Source organism: Pseudomonas sp. Mb7, from assembly GCF_054790525.1.
Map to the genome: position 1 here is coordinate 4,729,234 of NZ_CP186501.1, position 18,962 is coordinate 4,748,195.

Sequence of the window (18,962 nt, forward strand, 5' to 3'; positions counted from 1 at the left end):
CCGGCTTATAGTGCACGTCGCGCCAGTCCAGCCAAATCGCAGGATCACAGCTTGTCCAATGTCACTCCGCCAGCTTCTGTGAGCAGCACCCCACCGGCGCCCGGCTCGTCCCTGCGCGGTACATTAAAGGGTGCGCTGGCGACGCTCGTGCTTTTATTGCTCGCGTTGCTGTTCTGGCAACTGCTCGATCAACTGCGCGAAACCCAGAAAAACCAGCGCCAGTACACCATCGATTACACCGCAGACCTCGCCTCGCAGGTCAGCCTGAACATGGCGCTGAACGCGCAAATCGCCCTCAATCTGCTACCGATCGTCGAACAACCGCAATCAGCCGACGAACAGCAGGTGCTTTTGCGCAAGCTCCAGCAATCCTTGCCTGACCTGCGCAGCCTGGCCCTGCTCACCCCTTCCGGCAAAATCATCAGCGACAGTGACGACAACAGCCACGACGCCAGCTACCTCACTGAACTGGTGCGCCGCAGCCGTGCACAGGCGCATTACTTCAGCAACGCCGACGACGGTTCTGTGGTGCATCTGTTATTGCATCAGGCCAGCGGCAGCACGCGCGGTTATTGGGCATTGCGCCTGACTCCGACGTTCTTCGACTCGCTGACCAAACAGGGCGAAACCGGCATCCGCCCGTTGTGGCTGGTGGAAAACCGCCTCAACCATCAGATCATCAGCCGCGACGAAGCGCAGCCCTCGGCCAGGGCCGGCGTCTTGAGTCCGGACGACATGGCCAACACGGTGTTGACCGTGCCGCTGAGCAGCAGCGACTGGCAGTTGCGTGGCCTGTTCGACCGCCAGCGTGTGCTCGAGGAACTGCTGCCGGCGTTCATCGGCAAATGCCTGCTGGGCCTGGCGTTCTCGATGTTGCCGGTGATTGCCCTGCTCAACATGCGCCGGCGCCAGCGCCAGTTGCATGAGGGTCGCCGCCGTTATCAGGACATTTTCGAGGGCACTGGCGTGGCCCTCTGTGTGCTGGACCTGTCCGGCCTGAAGCAGGTCTTCGACAAGGCGCAGATCCAGACCAGCGACCAGCTCAAGGCCTGGCTCGACCAACCGGCGCAACGCCAGCAACTGTTGCAGGAATTGCGCGTCACCGAGGTCAACCAGGTTGCGCTGCAATTGCTCAATGTCAATTCCTGCGAGCACGCCTGGCAACTGTTGATCGACGGCCATCCACACCGCCAGTGCGCCATCGGCAATCAAGTGCTCGACGCCGTCCTGCAGCAGCAAAAGCAGCTGGAACTGGAAATCAAATTGCCGGACATCAACGGCCGCGACCAGCACCTGTGGATGGTGTTGCGTCTGCCGACCGAGCAACACGACTATAAAGCGGTGATTCTCAGCATCAACGACATCACTAGCCGCAAGCTGATCGAACTGTCGCTGCTCGAACGCGAAGGCTTCTGGTCGGACGTGGTGCGCACGGTGCCGGATCACCTGTATGTGCAGGACGTGATCAGCCAGCGGATGATTTTCAGCAACCACCACCTCGGTCAGACCCTCGGCTACAACCGCACCGAACTGCACCAGATGGGTGAGTATTTCTGGGAAATCCTCCTGCACCCGGAAGATGCCGACTACTACCATCGCTCGCGGCAGATGCAGCGCCACGCCGGTTACAGTCAGTTGCTCCAGTGCCAGTTGCGTTTCCGCCATCGCGACGGCAAATGGCGGCGTTTCGATATTCGCGAACAAGCGCTGGCCCGGGACAAACACGATCAGGTCACGCGGATCATCGGCGTGGCCAAGGACATCACCGAACAGATCGAAGCCAGCGAATCCCTGCGCGACAGCGAGCAGCGCTACCGCATGCTTGCCGAAAGCATCAGCGACGTGATTTTCTCCACCGACAGCAAGCTCTCGCTGAACTACGTCAGCCCGTCGGTGCAGGCCGTGCTGGGTTATGACGCTGAGTGGATTTTCCAGAACGGCTGGCAATCGACCATCGCCAACCCGCAACAACTGAGCGGCATCTACACGCTGATGGATCGCGTCAGCAAGGCGCTGGACAAACCCGAGCAACTGGCGGTGTTGCGCAACCAGGTACAGACGCAATTGTTCCTGTTCGACTGCCTGCGCGCCGATGGCCGCAAGATCCCGATCGAGCTGCGTCTGGTGCTGGTGTGGGACGAACATGGTGCGTTTGAAGGCGTACTCGGTGTCGGTCGCGACATCAGTCAGCAGCGCCGCGCAGAGAAAGACCTGCGCATGGCCGCCACGGTTTTCGAACACTCGACCTCGGCGATCCTGATCACCGACCCGGCCGGTTACATCGTGCAAGCCAACGAAGCCTTCAGTCGCGTCAGCGGTTACGCCGTGAGCGAAGTGCTCGACCAATTGCCGAACATGCTCACCGTTGATGAGCAGCAGGACGCACACCTGCGCTACGTACTCAAACAACTGCATCAGCACAGCACCTGGGAAGGCGAAGTCTGGCTCAAGCGCCGTAACGGCGAGCATTACCCGGCGTGGGTCGGCATCACCGCCGTGCTCGACGACGAAGGCGATCTGGCCAGTTACGTGTGCTTCTTCAGCGACATCAGCGAGCGCAAGGCCAGCGAGCAGCGGATTCACCGCCTCGCCTACTACGACGCCCTGACCCACTTGCCGAACCGCACGCTGTTCCAGGATCGTCTGCACACCGCGCTGCAATCGGCCGAGCGGCAGAAGTCGTGGGTGGTGCTGATGTTCCTCGACCTCGACCGTTTCAAACCGATCAACGACTCCCTCGGTCACGCCGCCGGCGACCGCATGTTGAAAGACATGGCCACGCGCCTGTTGGCCTGCGTCGACGATGACGACACCGTGGCGCGCATGGGCGGCGACGAATTCACGCTGCTGCTGCAACATCGCTCCAGCCGCGAAATGGCGCTGAACCGGGCGATTCATGTCGCCGAGCAGATCCTCGGCAGCCTGGTGCGGCCATTCGTGCTCGAAGGTCGCGAGTTCTTTGTCACGGCCAGTATCGGCATTGCCCTGAGTCCTCAGGACGGCAACGAACTCAGCCAGTTGATGAAGAACGCCGACACCGCGATGTACCACGCCAAGGAGCGCGGCAAGAACAACTTCCAGTTCTATCAGGCCGACATGAACGCCAGTGCGCTGGAGCGTCTGGAACTGGAAAGCGATTTGCGCCACGCCCTGGAACAGAACGAATTCGTCCTGTATTACCAACCGCAATTCAGCGGTGACGGCAAACGCCTGACTGGCGCCGAAGCGCTGTTGCGCTGGCGCCATCCACGCCGTGGCCTGGTGCCGCCGGGGGATTTCATTCCGGTGTTGGAAGAGCTGGGTCTGGTGGTGGACGTCGGCGACTGGGTGATCAGCGAGGCGTGCCGTCAGTTGAAGACCTGGCACCAGAATCGTGTGCGTGTGCCGAAGGTGTCGGTGAACATCTCGGCGCGGCAATTCTCCGATGGCCAACTCGGCACGCGGATCGCCACAATCCTGCGTGAAACCGGCCTGCCACCGGCGTGTCTGGAACTGGAGCTGACCGAAAGTATTCTGATGCGCGAAGTCAGCGAAGCGATGCAGATTCTTGCCGGGCTGAAAAACCTTGGCCTGAGCATTGCGGTCGACGACTTCGGCACCGGTTACTCATCGCTGAACTACCTAAAACAATTCCCGATCGACGTGTTGAAGATTGACCGCACCTTTGTCGATGGTTTGCCGTCCGGTGAGCAAGACGCGCAGATCGCCCGGGCGATCATCGCCATGGCGCATAGCCTGAATCTGGCGGTGATCGCCGAGGGCGTGGAAACCCATGAACAGCTGGACTTCTTGCGTGAGCATGGTTGCGATGAGGTTCAGGGCTATCTGTTCGGCCGACCGATGCCGGCGGGACGGTTTGAGGCGCAGTTCAGTAATGACGCGCTCTTTATGTTCGACTGAAGATCGGCGGCGCGCCTTTCGCGAGCAGGCTCGCTCCCACAGGGATTGATTTCGATCACAAAATCGCAGGCCTGCCTCGATTACTGTGGGAGCGAGCCTGCTCGCGAAGCGGCCTTCAAAAGCACCGCACATCTGTCATGAACGCCACTTGTCTGCGACATGATGTCGTTTCATATGCCATCCAAAACCCATTGGGTTAGAATGCCCCCCTTTTCTGCCCCCGATCCTTGAGGACCGCCATGTTCAGCCGTGATTTGACTATTGCCAAGTACGACGCCGACCTTTTTGCCGCCATGGAGCAAGAAGCTCAGCGCCAGGAAGAACACATTGAGCTGATCGCTTCGGAAAACTACACCAGCCCAGCGGTGATGGAAGCTCAAGGCTCGGTCCTGACCAACAAGTACGCTGAAGGCTACCCAGGCAAGCGTTACTACGGTGGTTGCGAGTACGTTGACGTTGTTGAGCAACTGGCCATCGACCGCGCCAAGGAACTGTTCGGCGCCGATTACGCCAACGTTCAGCCGCACGCCGGTTCGCAAGCCAACGCCGCTGTTTACCTGGCCCTGCTGCAAGGTGGCGACACCATTCTGGGCATGAGCCTGGCACACGGTGGTCACCTGACCCATGGCGCCAGCGTTTCCTCCTCCGGCAAGCTGTACAACGCCGTACAGTACGGCATCGACGCCAACGGCCTGATCGACTACGACGAAGTCGAGCGTCTGGCGGTTGAGCACAAGCCGAAAATGATCGTGGCCGGTTTCTCTGCCTACTCGCAGATTCTCGACTTCCCGCGTTTCCGCGCCATCGCTGACAAAGTCGGCGCTTACCTGTTCGTCGACATGGCTCACGTGGCCGGTCTGGTCGCCGCTGGCGTCTACCCGAACCCGGTGCCTTTCGCTGACGTCGTGACCACCACCACCCACAAGACCCTGCGCGGTCCACGTGGTGGCCTGATCCTGGCTCGCGCCAACGCCGAGATCGAGAAGAAGCTGAACTCCGCGGTATTCCCGGGCGCCCAGGGTGGCCCGCTGGAGCACGTGATCGCCGCTAAAGCGATCTGCTTCAAGGAAGCGCTGCAGCCTGAGTTCAAGGCCTACCAGGAACAAGTGGTGCTGAACGCCCAGGCCATGGCCGAAGTGTTCATCGAGCGCGGTTTCGACGTAGTTTCGGGCGGTACCAAGAACCACCTGTTCCTGCTGTCGCTGATCAAGCAGGACATCTCCGGTAAAGACGCCGACGCCGCTCTGGGCAAAGCGTTCATCACCGTGAACAAAAACTCCGTGCCAAACGATCCACGATCGCCGTTCGTTACTTCCGGCCTGCGCTTCGGTACTCCGGCTGTGACCACTCGCGGTTTCAAGCAAACCGAGTGCAAAGAGCTGGCCGGCTGGATCTGCGACATCCTGGCTGACCTGAACAACGAAGCGGTGATCGACGCCGTTCGTGAGAAAGTCAAAGCCATCTGCAAGAAACTGCCGGTATACGGCGCTTAATTGCGACGTTAAACCCGCAGCATGAAAAACCGGCCAAGCGATTGGCCGGTTTTTTTTCGCCCCTGATTTCCCGTGTAGGAGCTGCCGAAGGCTGCGATCCTTTGATCTGGATCTTAAAAACAAGATTAAAAGATCGCAGCCTTCGGCAGCTCCTACGCGGCTATGGCCACTGGTCAGACCGGTCATGCCAATTTTGATATTTTCACTTGTCATCGCGAAAAAACCGAGCGTAGACTGCACCCGCACTGGACATACCGGTAAGACCACAATAATTAAGTCCTGAATCTGATGCGCCACGCGCACGGCAGCCAGGACACCGACCAGGATTCCTCCCATGCTCAGATGGTGCTCGCGCTCAATCTTCCTCCAAGTGGTTCTCGGACTGATGCTCGGCATCGTCTGCGGGCTGACCCTTCCTGAATACTCGGCCCAGCTCAAACCGCTCGGCGACGGCTTCATCAAACTGATCAAGATGCTCATCGGCCTGATCGTGTTCTGCGTGGTAGTCAGCGGCATCAGCGGTGCCGGCGATCTGAAGAAGGTCGGGCGCATCGGCCTCAAGTCGGTGATCTACTTTGAAGTGCTGACCACCATCGCTTTGGTGATCGGCCTGGTCTTCGCCTTCAGCACCGGCATCGGCAGCGGCGCGAATATCCATCTCGAGCAACTGTCTGCGGCCGACATGGGCGATCTCGCCGAACGCAGCCAGCATATGCACACCACCACGCAGTTCCTGATGGACCTGATCCCAACCTCGGTGATCGGCGCCTTCGCCGACAACAACATCCTGCAAGTTCTGCTGTTTTCGGTGCTGTTCGGCAGCGCGTTGAATCTGGTCGGTGAAGCGGCCTCCGGGATCTCCCGACTGATCAACGAACTCAGCCATGTGATCTTCCGGATCATGGGCATGATCGTGCGTCTGGCACCGATCGGCGTGTTCGGCGCCATCGCCTTTACTACCAGCAAATATGGCCTTGATTCCCTGCAACACCTGGGCAGTCTGGTCGGTTTGTTCTACCTGACCTGCATCGCATTCATCAGCGTGATTCTCGGTCTGGTGATGCGTGCTTCCGGCCTGCGCATGTGGCCGCTGTTGAAGTATCTGCGTGAAGAACTGCTGATCGTCATGGGCACGGCATCGTCCGACGCCGTGCTGCCACAGATCATGCGCAAACTCGAACACCTCGGCATTGGCAGCTCGACCGTGGGTCTGGTGATTCCGACCGGCTACTCGTTCAACCTCGACGGTTTCTCGATCTACCTGACTTTGGCCATCGTATTCATTGCCAACGCTACCGGCACGCCGCTGGCCATGACCGATTTGCTGACGATTCTGCTGGTATCGCTGATCACCTCGAAAGGAGCCCACGGGATTCCCGGTTCGGCACTGGTGATTCTCGCAGCGACGCTGACCGCGATCCCGGCTATTCCGGTGGTCGGCCTGGTGTTGGTGCTGGCCGTGGACTGGTTCATGGGCATCGGCCGCGCGTTGACCAACCTGATCGGCAATTGTGTCGCCACGGTGGCGATCGCCCGTTGGGAAAAAGACATTGATGTACAGCGAGCCAACAAAGTACTGAGCGGCCAGCAGGGCTACACCTTTCAGCCGCGTAAAACAGCGACTCCGGCGCACCAGCAGGAGTTCTGATTTAACCCCTGTAGGAGCTGCCGCAGGCTGCGATCTTTTGATCTTGAGTTTGCGGCTATCTCCCCCAGGCAAATGGAGCAAGACCCTTGATAACCACATCAACCGTCGTCAACTCAGTCGTAGAAAAACTCCGCGCCGCATTGGCCCGTGGCCAGTGGCGCTCCGGCGACATGCTGCCGGGTCAGCGCGAACTGGCCGAACAACTGGGCATCAGCCGCCCGAGCCTGCGCGAAGCGGTGATCGTTCTGGAAACCCTTGGCCTCGTACGCTCGATGCCAGGCAAAGGCGTAGTCGTACTCGACGCGCAACTCAGCGACAGCCAAAGCCATGACAGTGCAGTCGCCGGTGCCAGCCTCGAAGACGTGCTGCAACTGCGCTACACCCTTGAGCCGTTCATTGTCGGTCTGGTCGCACAATCGATCAGCAGCAAGGAAGTCGGCCAGTTGCGCCTGACCCTGATGGACATGCGCGAAGCCCTCGAGGCCGGCGACAGCGAGGCCGGGGTCAGCGCCTACATCGCCTTTCACGAAGAGCTGTTCACCCTGACCTCGAATCCGATCTTCCAGAGTGTGGTGCAGCAAACCAGCAACGCCCTCAAGCAAAGCGCCGAGGTGCTGCGTAATTCTCCGGAACATCTGGCCGAGCGACTGGAAGAAAACGAAGCGGTGGTCCGCGCGATCCGCAGCAAGAATAGCGCCCAGGCCAGCGCCGAAATGCGTCGGCACATTTTGCGCGAAGGCCAGCGGATGGGGATTGAGCTGAATATTCCCGAAGACAACTTGAGTCGCTGACCCCAACTGGAGACAGGCCATGAACAGTTTCGCTGCAGCGTCGCACACTCGCCAGACCACGTCGCCCCTGCCCTTCTCGTGCCTGCGCACACCGGCGGAGGATCTGTATCCGCGACTGTTCGATGCGATTCTGGAACAGCGCATCGATTCGGCCAGCCGTTTTACCGAGGACAGTTTGAAAGAGATGTTCGGCGCCAGTCGCGCCGACGTGCGCCGGGTGCTGACCCAACTGTCCCATGAGCACGTCATTGTCTTGCGCGCCAATCACCGGCCGCGGGTGGCGGCACCTGATCGGGAACAAACGCGGCAGGCCCTGCATGCGCGGCGACTGACCGAGAGCACGCTGGTGCGTCTGGCCTGTCAGCGTCCGCAGGCAGACGATTTGAAGCACCTTCGCACGCTGATCGAGCGCGAACGTCAAGCGGTCGAGCAGGATCGGCGGGGTGCGGCGATTCGCTTGTCCGGGGAGTTTCATCTGCAATTGGCGCAAATGGCGGGGAATGCACCGTTAGCGCATTTTCTTGGCAGTCTTGTGCCGCTTACATCATTGGCGATTGCACGAAGTGTGGGCCAGACGCATAGCTGTTGCGCTTGGAAGGAGCATTTGGCGTTGGTGGAAGCAGTGGACCATCGGGATGTTTCCAAAGCAGCCATGCTGATGAATCAACATCTGGACAATCTTGAGCAGACGCTGCTGGGTTCAGACCTTGAGCATTGTGCTGTCGGTTAGATAGCTATCGCGAGCAGGCTCACTCCTACATTTGAAATGCGTTCCCCTGTAGGAGTGAGCCTGCTCGCGATGGCGTGATTACGGGCACCGAAAGCCCATCAGGCAGAAGCCACTCTGGCAAACCCCGCCCGAATCTTCTCTTCCGGCAAATCATCGGCAATAAACACAATCACACTTTCCCGCGCCTCACCCTCGGCCCATTCGGTATCCCAGTCAAAACCATAAAGCTTCAACACCCCCTGAAACACTAGGCGCCGATCCTCACCCGCGATGTTCAGCACGCCTTTGTAACGCAGCAATTGCTTGCCGTGTTCTTCCAGCAATTCATTCATGAACTCGCTGAGCTGATCGATATCCAGCGGCTGATCGGTGCGCAATACCAGACTGGAAATGCGATCAATCGACGGCGCCTTGCTCACCGGACGCAGGCTCAATCCGCCGCCGAGATCGGCGTTGAGGTTGAAGCCGCGCACATCAAGAAGTTCTGCCAGATCAATGGTGCCGTGTTCGACCACACGAATCGGCGCCCGGCGGTTGATCCGTGTCAGGCGCTCGCTCAGTGCATTGAACGTGGCTTCATCGACCAGATCGGTTTTGCTCACCAGCAAGCGGTCGGCAAAACCGATCTGCGCCTGGGCGATCGTCTGGCTCAGGTGTACGTCGGCGTGGGCGGCATCGACCAGGGTGATGATGCCGTCGAGCAGATAGCGCTCGCGCAGTTCTTCATCGATGAAAAAGGTTTGCGCCACCGGCGCCGGATCGGCCAGACCGGTGCACTCGATGACCAGACGATCGAACGCGATCTCACCGCTGTCCAGCCGTTCAAGCAGCAGGTACAGCGCTTTGGTCAGGTCAGTGTGAATGGTGCAGCACACACAGCCGTTGGCCAGGGTCATGACTTGCACCGGCTCATCACCCAGCAACTGAGTGTCGATACCGGCGTCGCTGAATTCGTTTTCGATCACGGCGATTTTCAGGCCGTGCTCGGCTTTGAGGATATGGCGCAGCAAGGTGGTCTTACCGGCGCCGAGGAAACCGCTGAGTACCGTGACCGGGATGGGAGAGGACAAAACTCGATCTCCTTCAAATGAATGAACAATACAAAAACAAATGTGGGAGCGAGCTTGCTCGCGAAAGCGGTGTGCCAGTCAAATTATTCATCAACTGACACTCCGTATTCGCGAGCAGGCTCGCTCCCACAGGGATTACCTCAACCTTGCGCTGTCAGCTCAACAGCACTTCGGCCCACCCTTGCCACCGTAACGGGCTTCCTGACGTTCGCGAAAGAACATCTCGTAGCTCATCACCGGCTTGTCCGGGTGCTTGGTTTGCATATGCTCGACGTAGGTGTCGTAGTCGGGCATGCCGACCATCAGGCGCGCGGCCTGACCGAGGTATTTACCGAGGCGACTCAGGTCATTGAACATGCTGCAATCCTCTGGTTACGCATCCGGCAGGGCCTGGAATGGCGATTCTTTATCCGTACGCTCTTTTTTGCCCCAAGCGGCGATGCCGACCTTGAGCGCATAGAACAGGATGCTGAAGACCACGAACAGGAACAGCGCGGTGAGCGTTGCGTTGGTGTAAGCGTTGAAGATCACGTGCTGCATCTGCTCGACGCTTTTTGCCGGTGCCAGCACCTGACCGTTGGCCAGCGCATCGCTGTATTTCTTGGCCAGCGACAGGAAGCCGATCGCCGGGTTGGCGTCGAACAGCTTGATGAAGCCCGCGGTCGTGGTGCAGATCAGCAGCCAGGTAGCCGGCAGCAGAGTGACCCAGATGTAGCGCTGGCGCTTCATTTTGATCAGGACCACGGTGCCGAGCATCAGCGCAATACCGGCCAGCATCTGGTTGGAGATACCGAACAGCGGCCACAAGGTGTTGATGCCGCCCAGTGGATCGATCACGCCTTGGTAGAGCAACCAGCCCCACATCGCCACACAACCGGCGGTGGCGATCAGGTTGGCGGTCCACGATTCGGTGCGCTTCAGCGCCGGAACGAAGGAACCGAGCAGGTCCTGCAGCATGAAGCGCCCGGCACGGGTGCCGGCGTCCACAGCCGTCAGGATGAACAGCGCTTCAAACAGGATCGCGAAGTGGTACCAGAACGCCATGGTGTTTTCACCCGGCAGGACACTGTGCAGGATCTGCGCGATACCGACCGCCAGGGTCGGCGCACCACCGGCACGGGCCAGGATGGTGGTTTCACCAATGTCATGCGCCACGGCTTGCAGCGCTTCCGGCGTGATCGCGAAGCCCCAGCTGGAAACCACTTGCGCAACCGAAGCGACGTCACTGCCGACCACAGCAGCCGGGCTGTTCATAGCGAAGTACACGCCAGGCTCGATCACCGACGCGGCAACCATGGCCATGATCGCCACGAACGACTCCATCAACATACCGCCGTAGCCGATGTAGCGAGCGTTGGTTTCGTTATCCAGCAGCTTCGGCGTGGTGCCCGAAGAGATCAATGCGTGGAAGCCCGATACCGCACCGCAAGCGATGGTGATGAACAGGAACGGGAACAGACCGCCCTTCCACACCGGGCCAGTGCCATCGACGAACTGGGTCAGCGCCGGCATTTTCAGCTCGGGCATGGTCACCAGAATACCGATCGCCAGTGCGACGATGGTGCCGATTTTCAGGAACGTCGACAGGTAGTCGCGCGGTGCCAGAATCAGCCAAACCGGCAGCGATGCAGCGACGAAACCGTAACCGACCAGCATCCAGGTAATCTGCACGCCGGTGAAGGTGAACGCCTTGGCCCACACCGGATCAGCAGCAATCTGCCCACCGAGCCAGATCGACCCGAGCAGCAGCAACACGCCGACCACGGAGATTTCGCCGATGCGGCCCGGGCGGATGTAGCGCATGTAAATGCCCATGAACATCGCGATCGGGATGGTCGCCATTACGGTGAAGATGCCCCACGGACTCTCGGCCAACGCTTTAACCACGATCAGCGCCAGCACCGCGAGGATGATGATCATGATCAGGAAGCAGCCGAACAAGGCGATGGTGCCGGGCACGCGGCCCATTTCTTCACGCACCATGTCGCCCAGGGAACGGCCGTTGCGCCGGGTCGACATGAACAGCACCATGAAGTCCTGTACCGCGCCCGCCAGCACCACGCCGGCAATCAGCCAGAGCGTGCCGGGCAAGTAGCCCATCTGCGCGGCCAGCACCGGGCCGACCAGAGGTCCGGCGCCCGCGATCGCGGCGAAGTGGTGACCGAAAAGAATGTGTTTGTTGGTCGGCACATAGTCCAGACCATCATTGTTGAGCACGGCGGGGGTGGCCCGACGCGGGTCCAGTTGCATCACGTTGTTGGCGATGAACAGACTGTAGTAACGGTACGCAACCAGATAAATGGCCACAGCGGCGACCACGATCCACAAGGCGTTGATCGCCTCGCCGCGGCGCAACGCCACTACGCCCAGGGCGCACGCTCCTACGATTGCCAGCACTAGCCAGGGTAAGTGGCGTAGCAGGCTATTATTATTTTTCATTTTATTATTCCAGCCAGGGTGGACAAGAAAGACAGCCACCCCGAGTTTAGCGCTTACGGCGACAAAGGCCATACCCCGACATTGGTCTAGACGCTTTAGCAATTGGCTGGCGCCCGCATTCGCGGTCTATAGTCAGCGAACCTTCATGAGGATTGCGCCATGAGCGAACACCCAGCCAACCGTCGTCGCTTCAAACGTATTGCGTTCGATGCCAGAACCGAGCTGAGTCAGGGCGATTACATCTGGCCGGTCAAGCTGATCGACCTGTCGCTCAAAGGATTGCTGATCGAAAGGCCGGAGCCGTGGTTGGGGGATGCGGAGAAGGATTTTTTCGTCGACATTCACCTGAGCGATGACGTCGATATCGAGATGGATGTGCATCTGGCACACGAAGAAAATAACCAGTTGGGCTTTGTCTGCCGACATATAAGCCTGGAATCGATCCAGCGCTTGCGGCGCCTGATCGAGTTGAATCTGGCGGATGAGGCTGAACTGGAGCGCGAGCTGGGTGCCCTGATCGAAATCTAGAATCCACAATTGAACCCTGTGGGAGCTGGCTTGCCAGCGATAGCGATTTCAGACTCGACGAATATGTCGACGGACAGAACGCAATCGCTGGCAAGCCAGCTCCCACAGGTTATGCAGTGGGTTCAAGTTATTCGAAGAGCGCGTCAAGGGCCTGTTCGAGGCGGGTCACGGCGATGATCTGCAAACCCGGAGGCGATTCCTTCGGCGCATTGCCCTTGGGCACGATCGCGCGCTTGAAGCCATGCTTGGCCGCTTCCTTCAACCGCTCCTGACCGCTCGGCACCGGACGCACTTCACCAGACAGCCCGACCTCGCCGAACACCAGCAGATCATGCGGCAACGGCCGGTTGCGCAAGCTCGACATGACCGCCGCCATCAACGCCAGATCCGATGCTGTCTCCAACACCTTTACCCCACCGACCACGTTAAGGAACACGTCCTGATCATGGGTCGGAATCCCGCCATGGCGATGCAAAACTGCGAGCAACATCGCCAAACGGTTCTGATCCAGCCCCAGCGTCACCCGACGCGGATTGGCCAGATGGCTGTCATCAACCAGCGCCTGCACTTCCACCAGCATCGGTCGAGTGCCCTCCCACGTGGCCATGACCACACTGCCGGGGACTTCTTCCTGCGCACGGGTGAGAAAAATCGCCGACGGGTTGGAGACTTCTTTCAGGCCCTTGTCGGTCATGCCGAACACACCGAGTTCGTTGACCGCACCGAAACGGTTTTTCACCGCACGCAGCAAACGCAAACGGCCATCGGACTCGCCTTCGAAATACAGCACGGTATCAACCATGTGTTCGAGAACTCGGGGACCCGCGAGCGCGCCTTCCTTGGTGACGTGGCCGACGAGGAAAATCGCCGTGCCGCTCTGTTTTGCATAACGCACCAGCAGCGCCGCGCTCTCACGTACCTGGGAAACACCGCCGGGGGCAGATTGCAGCTGTTCGGTGAAGATTGTCTGGATCGAGTCGATCACCATCACCTTGGGCTTTTCCTGTCGGGCGGTGGCGATGATGGTTTCGATGCAGGTTTCGGTCATTACCCGCAGTTGATCCTGCGGTAAGCCGAGGCGCCGGGCACGCATGGCCACTTGCTGTTGGGATTCTTCGCCGGTGACGTAGAGAGCCGGCATGCTTTTGGCCAGGTTGCACAGGGTCTGCAACAGGATGGTCGATTTACCGATACCCGGATCACCGCCTATCAGCACCACCGAGCCGTCGACCAGACCGCCACCGAGGACCCGGTCCAGCTCACCGGAGGCGGTGGAAAAGCGCGGAATTTCTTCGATGCTGACTTCGGCCAAGGTCTTGATCTGCGCCTGCTGCCCGGCCCAGCCGGTGCGGCCGGTCGGTGCTGTGGCGCCGCCGCTTTCGATCATGGTCTCGGTCAGGGTGTTCCAGGCGCCGCACTCGCCGCACTGGCCCGCCCACTTGGGAAAGGTTGCGCCGCACTCGGTGCAGCCGTACATGCGCTTGGCCTTGGCCATCAGAACCCCCGACAAAAACCGCGATGATAACGCACGTGCCGACGATCAGCGCGGCGCCGCACTACGGATTTCGCCACTGGCCAGACGCGTGGCGCTATTACCGAACGGATCTTCGGCATTCAGGTCCGCGCCCTTGGCTTTCAGCGCATCAAGCAATTCCAGGCGCTTGAACAATCCGGCGTACATGGCTGCCGTCTGCCCGGCACCGTTACGCTGATCGGGGCTGCAATCGGTGGCCATCAGGCGCCGGGCGATCTGTACTTCACCTTTGAAAATCGCCCCCATCAGCGCGGTGTTGCCACGTTGATCCTGGGCACAGGCATCGGCGCCGGCTGCAAGTAAACGCTCCACGGCCGGAGCCTGACCGTGATAGGCCGCCAGAATCAGCGCGGTGTAACCCTTGCTGTCGCGGGTGTCGAGGGAATACCCGGACTCGATGAACGTGTCGATCATCGGCACATCACCGCGTCGGGCCGCATCGAAGTAATAGTCGCGCAGTTGGGCCTGGATTGCCTCGGGACTCTGCTCGACCGGTGCCGCCCATGCCGCGAACGACAGGCAACCGGCCAAGAGTAAAAGACAGCTTCGCATCAGCATTCTCCTTTAAACGAAACGGGGCCTGACTCAGGCCCCGCGTGCGCTACATCGGTATCAGTCGACCAGTTTCGCTGCCAGCGCCTTGACCCGGCTCAGGTCGCCTTTGGCCACTTCAGTGACGCCAGTGCCGTATTCCGGATCGGCCTTATAAAGGAAGGACAGGATGATGTGCTTGCTCTCATCATCGGTGGTTGCCAGCGAGCCGCCGAAGCTGTCGATCAGGTCCCGGCGTTCTTGCTTGCTGAACGAGCGATACAGATCGCCGGCCTGCTTGAAGTTCTGCTCACGCTGAATTTTCGCCTGCTGGGTGCTGCCCGATAGCGCCGATTGGCTGTAACGCGCGCCTGGCGTCTCGTCACGGGGCTGCAGTCGGCTTGGCTGATAGTTCACACCACTGTTGCTGGCGCCGAAGTTCATCGCGCCATCCTGGTTGCCATTGTTCACGGCAACTTTCGGCGCATTGATCGGCAATTGCAGGGCATTGGCACCCAGGCGATACATTTGCGTATCGGCATAAGAGAACACTCGGCCTTGTAACAAACGGTCTTCGGAAGGTTCGATACCTGGAACTACATTGGCTGGCGCCATGGCCACTTGTTCGGTTTCCTGGAAGACATTCGCCGGATTACGGTTCAACACCATTTGTCCAACTTTTCGCTCAGGAATACCTGGCCAGATCTTGGTGGCGTCTAATGGATCAAAATCAAACTTGGACAAGTCTTGTGGTTTCAGCACTTGAATGTACAAGTCCCATTTTGGGAAGTTACCTTTATTAATGTTGCTAACCAGATCATTGGTCATATGACTGTAGTCTTGACCCTGGACGTTCGCGACTTGTTTTGGCGTGAGGTTATTAAGTCCCTGCAAGCTCTTCCAGTGAAACTTGACGTAGTGGACTTCACCCTTGGCGTTAATCAACTTGTAAGCATGAACACCATTACCGTCCATTTCTCGATAACTGGCCGGCGTTCCCGAGTTCGAATACAACTCGGTCAGGGTACGGGTGGCTTCCGGTACATGAGAGAAGAAGTCGAATCGGCGAGAATCGTCATCTAGGTTAGTCCGCGGATCCGGTTTGAACGCGTGCACCATGTCGGGAAACTTGATCGCGTCGCGGATGAAAAAGGTCGGAAAGTTATTGCCGACCAGGTCCCAGTTGCCGTCAGCCGTGTAAAACTTGGTGGCGAAACCTCGTGGATCACGCAGGGTTTCCGGCGAGTGATTGCCGTGCACCACCGCGGAGAAGCGCACGAATACCGGCGTGCTCTGGCCAGTGGCGAACACCTTGGCCTTGCTCAGGTCACTGAGATCGTTGGTCACGGTGAAGGTGCCATGGGCGCCGGTACCACGGGCGTGAACCACACGCTCGGGAATGCGTTCACGGTCAAAGCGCTGCAGTTTCTGAATCAACTGCACATCCTGCAGCAGCACCGGGCCATTGGCACCGGCGGTCTGCGAGTTCTGATTGTCGCCGACCGCTGCACCGTTATCGCGGGTCAGGGGCGCGGCATTTACGGAGAAGGTCAACAGGCTGGCGGTGAGTACGCCGAGGGTGCGACGACGGGGAAAAGCCCCCAGTCCAAGTGCGGAGTTCATATCAGGATCCTCTGGTTTTTTTGGGCGCATCCAGGTGCGCCAACCCAAGGCTAGAGGCCTGCGGCGTCGAACATAAATAGAAAGAACATAACGCCACGATTGAGAAAATTGGCTTTTCGATCAGCGAGTTACAGTATATTTCGCGCGCGATTGCTGGCACTTTGCAAACTAATCGTCGATTGATGTGTCGATAAAAACGGGCATTGTAAGAAGGTGTTTCGCGCAGGACGCGTTTTGCTGATTTACACTGCGTACACCAAACTCATCTGTAACAAGGAAATAACTATGGGCGTGCTAAGCGAGTTCAAGGCCTTCGCGGTCAAAGGCAATGTGGTCGACATGGCCGTCGGTATCATCATCGGTGCTGCCTTCGGCAAGATTGTTTCGTCGTTTGTCGGTGACGTCATCATGCCGCCAATCGGCCTGTTGATCGGTGGGGTCGACTTCAGTGATCTGGCCGTCACGCTCAAGGCCGCCGAAGGCAATGCGCCTGCAGTGGTGCTGGCCTACGGCAAATTCCTGCAGACCATTCTGGACTTCGTGATCGTCGCGTTCGCCATTTTCATGGGTGTCAAAGCGATCAACCGCCTCAAGCGCGAAGAGGCCGTGGCCCCTACCCTGCCACCGGTTCCGACCAAGGAAGAAGAGTTGCTGGGCGAGATCCGCGACTTGCTCAAGGCCCAGAACACCCGGCCCTGAATGCAGTGCACGATAGAAACAACGGCGCCTTCGAGGCGCCGTTTGTTTACCAGTAATTCTCCACAGCCACCTGACCGGGCCGGCGGGTCAGGCTGAGGCTCATGTGGCGTTTTTTCAGCAGCGCGCGCGTGTCATCGATCATCTGTGGATTGCCGCACAGCATGACACGCGAGTGCTCCGCCGACAGCTCCACACCCGCGGCGCGCTCCAGTTCACCATTTTCAATCAGGGTAGTGATGCGCCCGTGCAATGCGTCAGGATGCGCTTCACGCGTCACCGTCGTGATGAACTGCAATTTGTGCGCATGTTCGCTGAGGTATTCACGCTGCGTGAGTCCGGCAATCAACGCCTGATAGGCCAACTCCCGCGCCTCGCGCACGCTGTACACCAGAATGATTCGCTCGAATTTTTCCCAGACTTCGAAGTCCTGCAAAATCGACAGAAACGGCGCCACCCCGGTGCCTGTGGATAACAGCCATAGATCGCGCCCATCGACGAAACGGTCCAGTGTCAGGTAGCCGAAAGCCTGGCGATCTACCAGCAAGGTGTCGCCGACCTGCAGCCGACTCAGCTCACTGGTGAACTCCCCGCCCGGCACGACGATGGAAAAGAACTCGAGAAACTCGTCAAAAGGCGACGACACCATCGAATAGGCACGCCACACGATGCTGCCATCGGCTTTGGTCACACCGAGCCTGGCGAACTGCCCGGCGCGGAAACGGAACCCTGCATCCCGGCTGGTACGCAAGGTAAACAGGCTTGGGGTCAAGGGTTGAACATCAAGCAACGTCTGCGTGGTGTATTTCTCGGCACTGGCGGTCATGGGGCACTCCATTGAACGATTGCTGCCAGTGTCGCGCATATTGGTCGCCTTAAACACCGACGATGAGCAATGGCATTCAGCCACTCTTCACCTAAATGAATAGCAACTGAACTCATCAAATAAAATTAAATGTAAAACTGAAATTTAGGATGACGACCTGAATACTAAACCCGTCATTCGCTAAGAACCTTTTATAAAAACATTCCCACCATCAATATCGAAAAAATTTAATGCCCCTTGTATGAAACGTCCTACACTCCGTTGCGTGCCGGATCTTTTGGATCCATTTGCACCCCCCCCCCCGTAATACCAATGGAGATTCTGTAATGGAAACGTGGAAGGAGTCGCAGTTAAAGCAACTGACTTTCGCCAGGGATATAGACGCTGCTTATACGATTCTGTTGAGATTCGCCGAAAACCTGGGCTTTAACTTTTGTGCCATTTCGGTTACTTCACCCAATCGGGAACTACGTCTTGATCCCTTGCAAATCAACAACTACCCCAAAGAATGGAACGCACAATATGATCAGAAACATTACAGTAAAATCGACCCACTGATAGCACACTGTAATCACTCAATGATGCCCATCGTCTGGAGCGAATCGGTATTCGCAGAAAAGCCTCAGCTTTGGCAGGGTTTGCAGCAATATGGACTGCAATATGGCTGGTCACAGTCGTTCCACCATGAGCAAAGCGGTTTGTGCAGCATTATCAGCCTGGCGCGCAAGCATTGCCCCATCAGTCCTCTGGAGTTGTATGAACATTTTGGTTATATGTTCTTCGCCACCAGTCACCTGAGTGAACTGTTCGCCCGGACGCTGCCGCCCCAATCTCTCAAGCCCCGCCAACCGCACCTGTCGCCCCGCGAACTGGAGGTTCTGCAATTATCAGCCGGCGGCAAGACCGCTTATGAGATTTCGAAAATCCTCAGCCTGAGCGAACGCACCGTGAACTACCACGTGCAGAACGTCATCGAGAAACTCAACGTCTGCAACAAGATTTCCGCTGTCATCGCGGCCGCCAGAGCCGGCATCATCTAATCAAGCAGTCTTGCGTCCCCTATAAAACGTGCAGGTAATAACCAAGAAAAAAACGTACCATTCGCGACCCTCCTGAGTGATGACGTGAACGTTCGGCGTTGCAGTACACTCGG

The 18,962-nt window shown here is 58.5% G+C and carries 15 protein-coding genes; 8 read left to right on the plus strand and 7 right to left on the minus strand.

Annotation, left to right across the window (positions count from 1 at the left end; all coding sequences use genetic code 11):
• Window positions 1-51 precede the first annotated feature (51 nt).
• The 5 genes from morA to ACOYXH_RS21330 all read left to right on the plus strand — a co-directional run bounded on the left by morA (window position 52) and on the right by ACOYXH_RS21330 (window position 8,562).
• Window positions 52-3,900, plus strand: a complete 3,849-nt coding sequence (gene morA / locus ACOYXH_RS21310; protein ID WP_095048714.1) for a cyclic di-GMP receptor MorA — start codon at window positions 52-54, stop codon at window positions 3,898-3,900.
• 239 nt (window positions 3,901-4,139) lie between these two features.
• Entirely contained in the window at window positions 4,140-5,393 is a 1,254-nt protein-coding gene (gene glyA / locus ACOYXH_RS21315; protein ID WP_095125462.1) for a serine hydroxymethyltransferase, read from the plus strand.
• Between the two features lie 334 nt (window positions 5,394-5,727).
• Window positions 5,728-7,041, plus strand: coding sequence for a C4-dicarboxylate transporter DctA (locus tag ACOYXH_RS21320; RefSeq protein WP_460409933.1), 1,314 nt, complete (start codon window positions 5,728-5,730; stop codon window positions 7,039-7,041).
• Between the two features lie 86 nt (window positions 7,042-7,127).
• Window positions 7,128-7,832 carry a FadR/GntR family transcriptional regulator gene (locus ACOYXH_RS21325; protein WP_034153832.1) on the plus strand — a complete coding sequence of 235 codons (705 nt, stop codon included), beginning with the start codon at window positions 7,128-7,130 and terminating at the stop codon, window positions 7,830-7,832.
• A gap of 19 nt (window positions 7,833-7,851) precedes the next feature.
• The gene (locus tag ACOYXH_RS21330) at window positions 7,852-8,562 is read left to right on the plus strand and encodes a GntR family transcriptional regulator (RefSeq protein ID WP_095048716.1); all 711 of its coding nucleotides are present in this window, start codon (window positions 7,852-7,854) and stop codon (window positions 8,560-8,562) included.
• A 98-nt stretch (window positions 8,563-8,660) separates the two neighbouring features.
• Here the strand turns inward: ACOYXH_RS21330 and yjiA are convergent, their stop codons facing one another.
• The 3 genes from yjiA to ACOYXH_RS21345 all read right to left on the minus strand — a co-directional run bounded on the left by yjiA (window position 8,661) and on the right by ACOYXH_RS21345 (window position 12,071).
• On the minus strand, window positions 8,661-9,632 hold the full coding sequence (gene yjiA / locus ACOYXH_RS21335; protein ID WP_095048717.1) for a GTPase: 972 nt from the start codon (window positions 9,630-9,632) through the stop codon (window positions 8,661-8,663).
• A 159-nt stretch (window positions 9,633-9,791) separates the two neighbouring features.
• The gene (locus ACOYXH_RS21340) at window positions 9,792-9,989 is read right to left on the minus strand and encodes a YbdD/YjiX family protein (RefSeq protein ID WP_003228401.1); all 198 of its coding nucleotides are present in this window, start codon (window positions 9,987-9,989) and stop codon (window positions 9,792-9,794) included.
• A gap of 15 nt (window positions 9,990-10,004) precedes the next feature.
• Window positions 10,005-12,071: a carbon starvation CstA family protein gene (locus ACOYXH_RS21345; protein WP_038361749.1), complete on the minus strand. Its 2,067-nt coding sequence runs from the start codon at window positions 12,069-12,071 to the stop codon at window positions 10,005-10,007.
• A gap of 159 nt (window positions 12,072-12,230) precedes the next feature.
• Here ACOYXH_RS21345 and ACOYXH_RS21350 point away from each other — a divergent pair, with 159 nt between their 5' ends.
• A complete protein-coding gene (locus ACOYXH_RS21350) occupies window positions 12,231-12,599 on the plus strand; it encodes a PilZ domain-containing protein (RefSeq protein WP_095048718.1) in 369 nt (122 codons plus the stop codon).
• Between the two features lie 127 nt (window positions 12,600-12,726).
• Here the strand turns inward: ACOYXH_RS21350 and radA are convergent, their stop codons facing one another.
• Genes radA through katB form a run of 3 tightly spaced genes read right to left on the minus strand, consistent with a single transcriptional unit; the run spans window position 12,727 to window position 16,287 of the window.
• Entirely contained in the window at window positions 12,727-14,094 is a 1,368-nt protein-coding gene (radA, locus tag ACOYXH_RS21355) for a DNA repair protein RadA (protein ID WP_007909773.1), read from the minus strand.
• A gap of 45 nt (window positions 14,095-14,139) precedes the next feature.
• Complete coding sequence (locus ACOYXH_RS21360; protein WP_258708843.1) at window positions 14,140-14,685, minus strand: ankyrin repeat domain-containing protein; 546 nt, start codon at window positions 14,683-14,685, stop codon at window positions 14,140-14,142.
• A gap of 60 nt (window positions 14,686-14,745) precedes the next feature.
• Complete coding sequence (katB, locus tag ACOYXH_RS21365) at window positions 14,746-16,287, minus strand: catalase KatB (protein WP_095048720.1); 1,542 nt, start codon at window positions 16,285-16,287, stop codon at window positions 14,746-14,748.
• A 285-nt stretch (window positions 16,288-16,572) separates the two neighbouring features.
• Here katB and mscL point away from each other — a divergent pair, with 285 nt between their 5' ends.
• Window positions 16,573-16,986, plus strand: a complete 414-nt coding sequence (mscL, locus tag ACOYXH_RS21370) for a large-conductance mechanosensitive channel protein MscL (RefSeq protein ID WP_460066076.1) — start codon at window positions 16,573-16,575, stop codon at window positions 16,984-16,986.
• Window positions 16,987-17,032: 46 nt separating this feature from the next.
• On the opposite strand, the gene ACOYXH_RS21375 is transcribed toward mscL, so the two are convergent.
• Window positions 17,033-17,809 (minus strand): ferredoxin--NADP reductase, encoded by a 777-nt coding sequence (locus ACOYXH_RS21375; protein WP_095125464.1) that lies wholly within the window; start codon window positions 17,807-17,809, stop codon window positions 17,033-17,035.
• A gap of 326 nt (window positions 17,810-18,135) precedes the next feature.
• On the opposite strand from ACOYXH_RS21375, the gene ACOYXH_RS21380 reads away from it, so the two are divergent.
• A complete protein-coding gene (locus tag ACOYXH_RS21380; protein ID WP_095048723.1) occupies window positions 18,136-18,849 on the plus strand; it encodes an autoinducer binding domain-containing protein in 714 nt (237 codons plus the stop codon).
• Window positions 18,850-18,962 lie beyond the last annotated feature (113 nt).

Bases quoted from the DNA above. Each gene is read 5' to 3' on its own strand.
- glyA (WP_095125462.1), top strand. From the start codon at position 4,140: ATGTTCAGCCGTGATTTGACTATTGCCAAGTACGACGCCGACCTTTTT.
- ACOYXH_RS21320 (WP_460409933.1), top strand. From the start codon at position 5,728: ATGCTCAGATGGTGCTCGCGCTCAATCTTCCTCCAAGTGGTTCTCGGA.
- ACOYXH_RS21330 (WP_095048716.1), top strand. From the start codon at position 7,852: ATGAACAGTTTCGCTGCAGCGTCGCACACTCGCCAGACCACGTCGCCC.
- ACOYXH_RS21340 (WP_003228401.1), bottom strand. From the start codon at position 9,989: ATGTTCAATGACCTGAGTCGCCTCGGTAAATACCTCGGTCAGGCCGCG.
- ACOYXH_RS21345 (WP_038361749.1), bottom strand. From the start codon at position 12,071: ATGAAAAATAATAATAGCCTGCTACGCCACTTACCCTGGCTAGTGCTG.
- ACOYXH_RS21350 (WP_095048718.1), top strand. From the start codon at position 12,231: ATGAGCGAACACCCAGCCAACCGTCGTCGCTTCAAACGTATTGCGTTC.
- radA (WP_007909773.1), bottom strand. From the start codon at position 14,094: ATGGCCAAGGCCAAGCGCATGTACGGCTGCACCGAGTGCGGCGCAACC.
- ACOYXH_RS21360 (WP_258708843.1), bottom strand. From the start codon at position 14,685: ATGCGAAGCTGTCTTTTACTCTTGGCCGGTTGCCTGTCGTTCGCGGCA.
- katB (WP_095048720.1), bottom strand. From the start codon at position 16,287: ATGAACTCCGCACTTGGACTGGGGGCTTTTCCCCGTCGTCGCACCCTC.
- mscL (WP_460066076.1), top strand. From the start codon at position 16,573: ATGGGCGTGCTAAGCGAGTTCAAGGCCTTCGCGGTCAAAGGCAATGTG.
- ACOYXH_RS21375 (WP_095125464.1), bottom strand. From the start codon at position 17,809: ATGACCGCCAGTGCCGAGAAATACACCACGCAGACGTTGCTTGATGTT.
- ACOYXH_RS21380 (WP_095048723.1), top strand. From the start codon at position 18,136: ATGGAAACGTGGAAGGAGTCGCAGTTAAAGCAACTGACTTTCGCCAGG.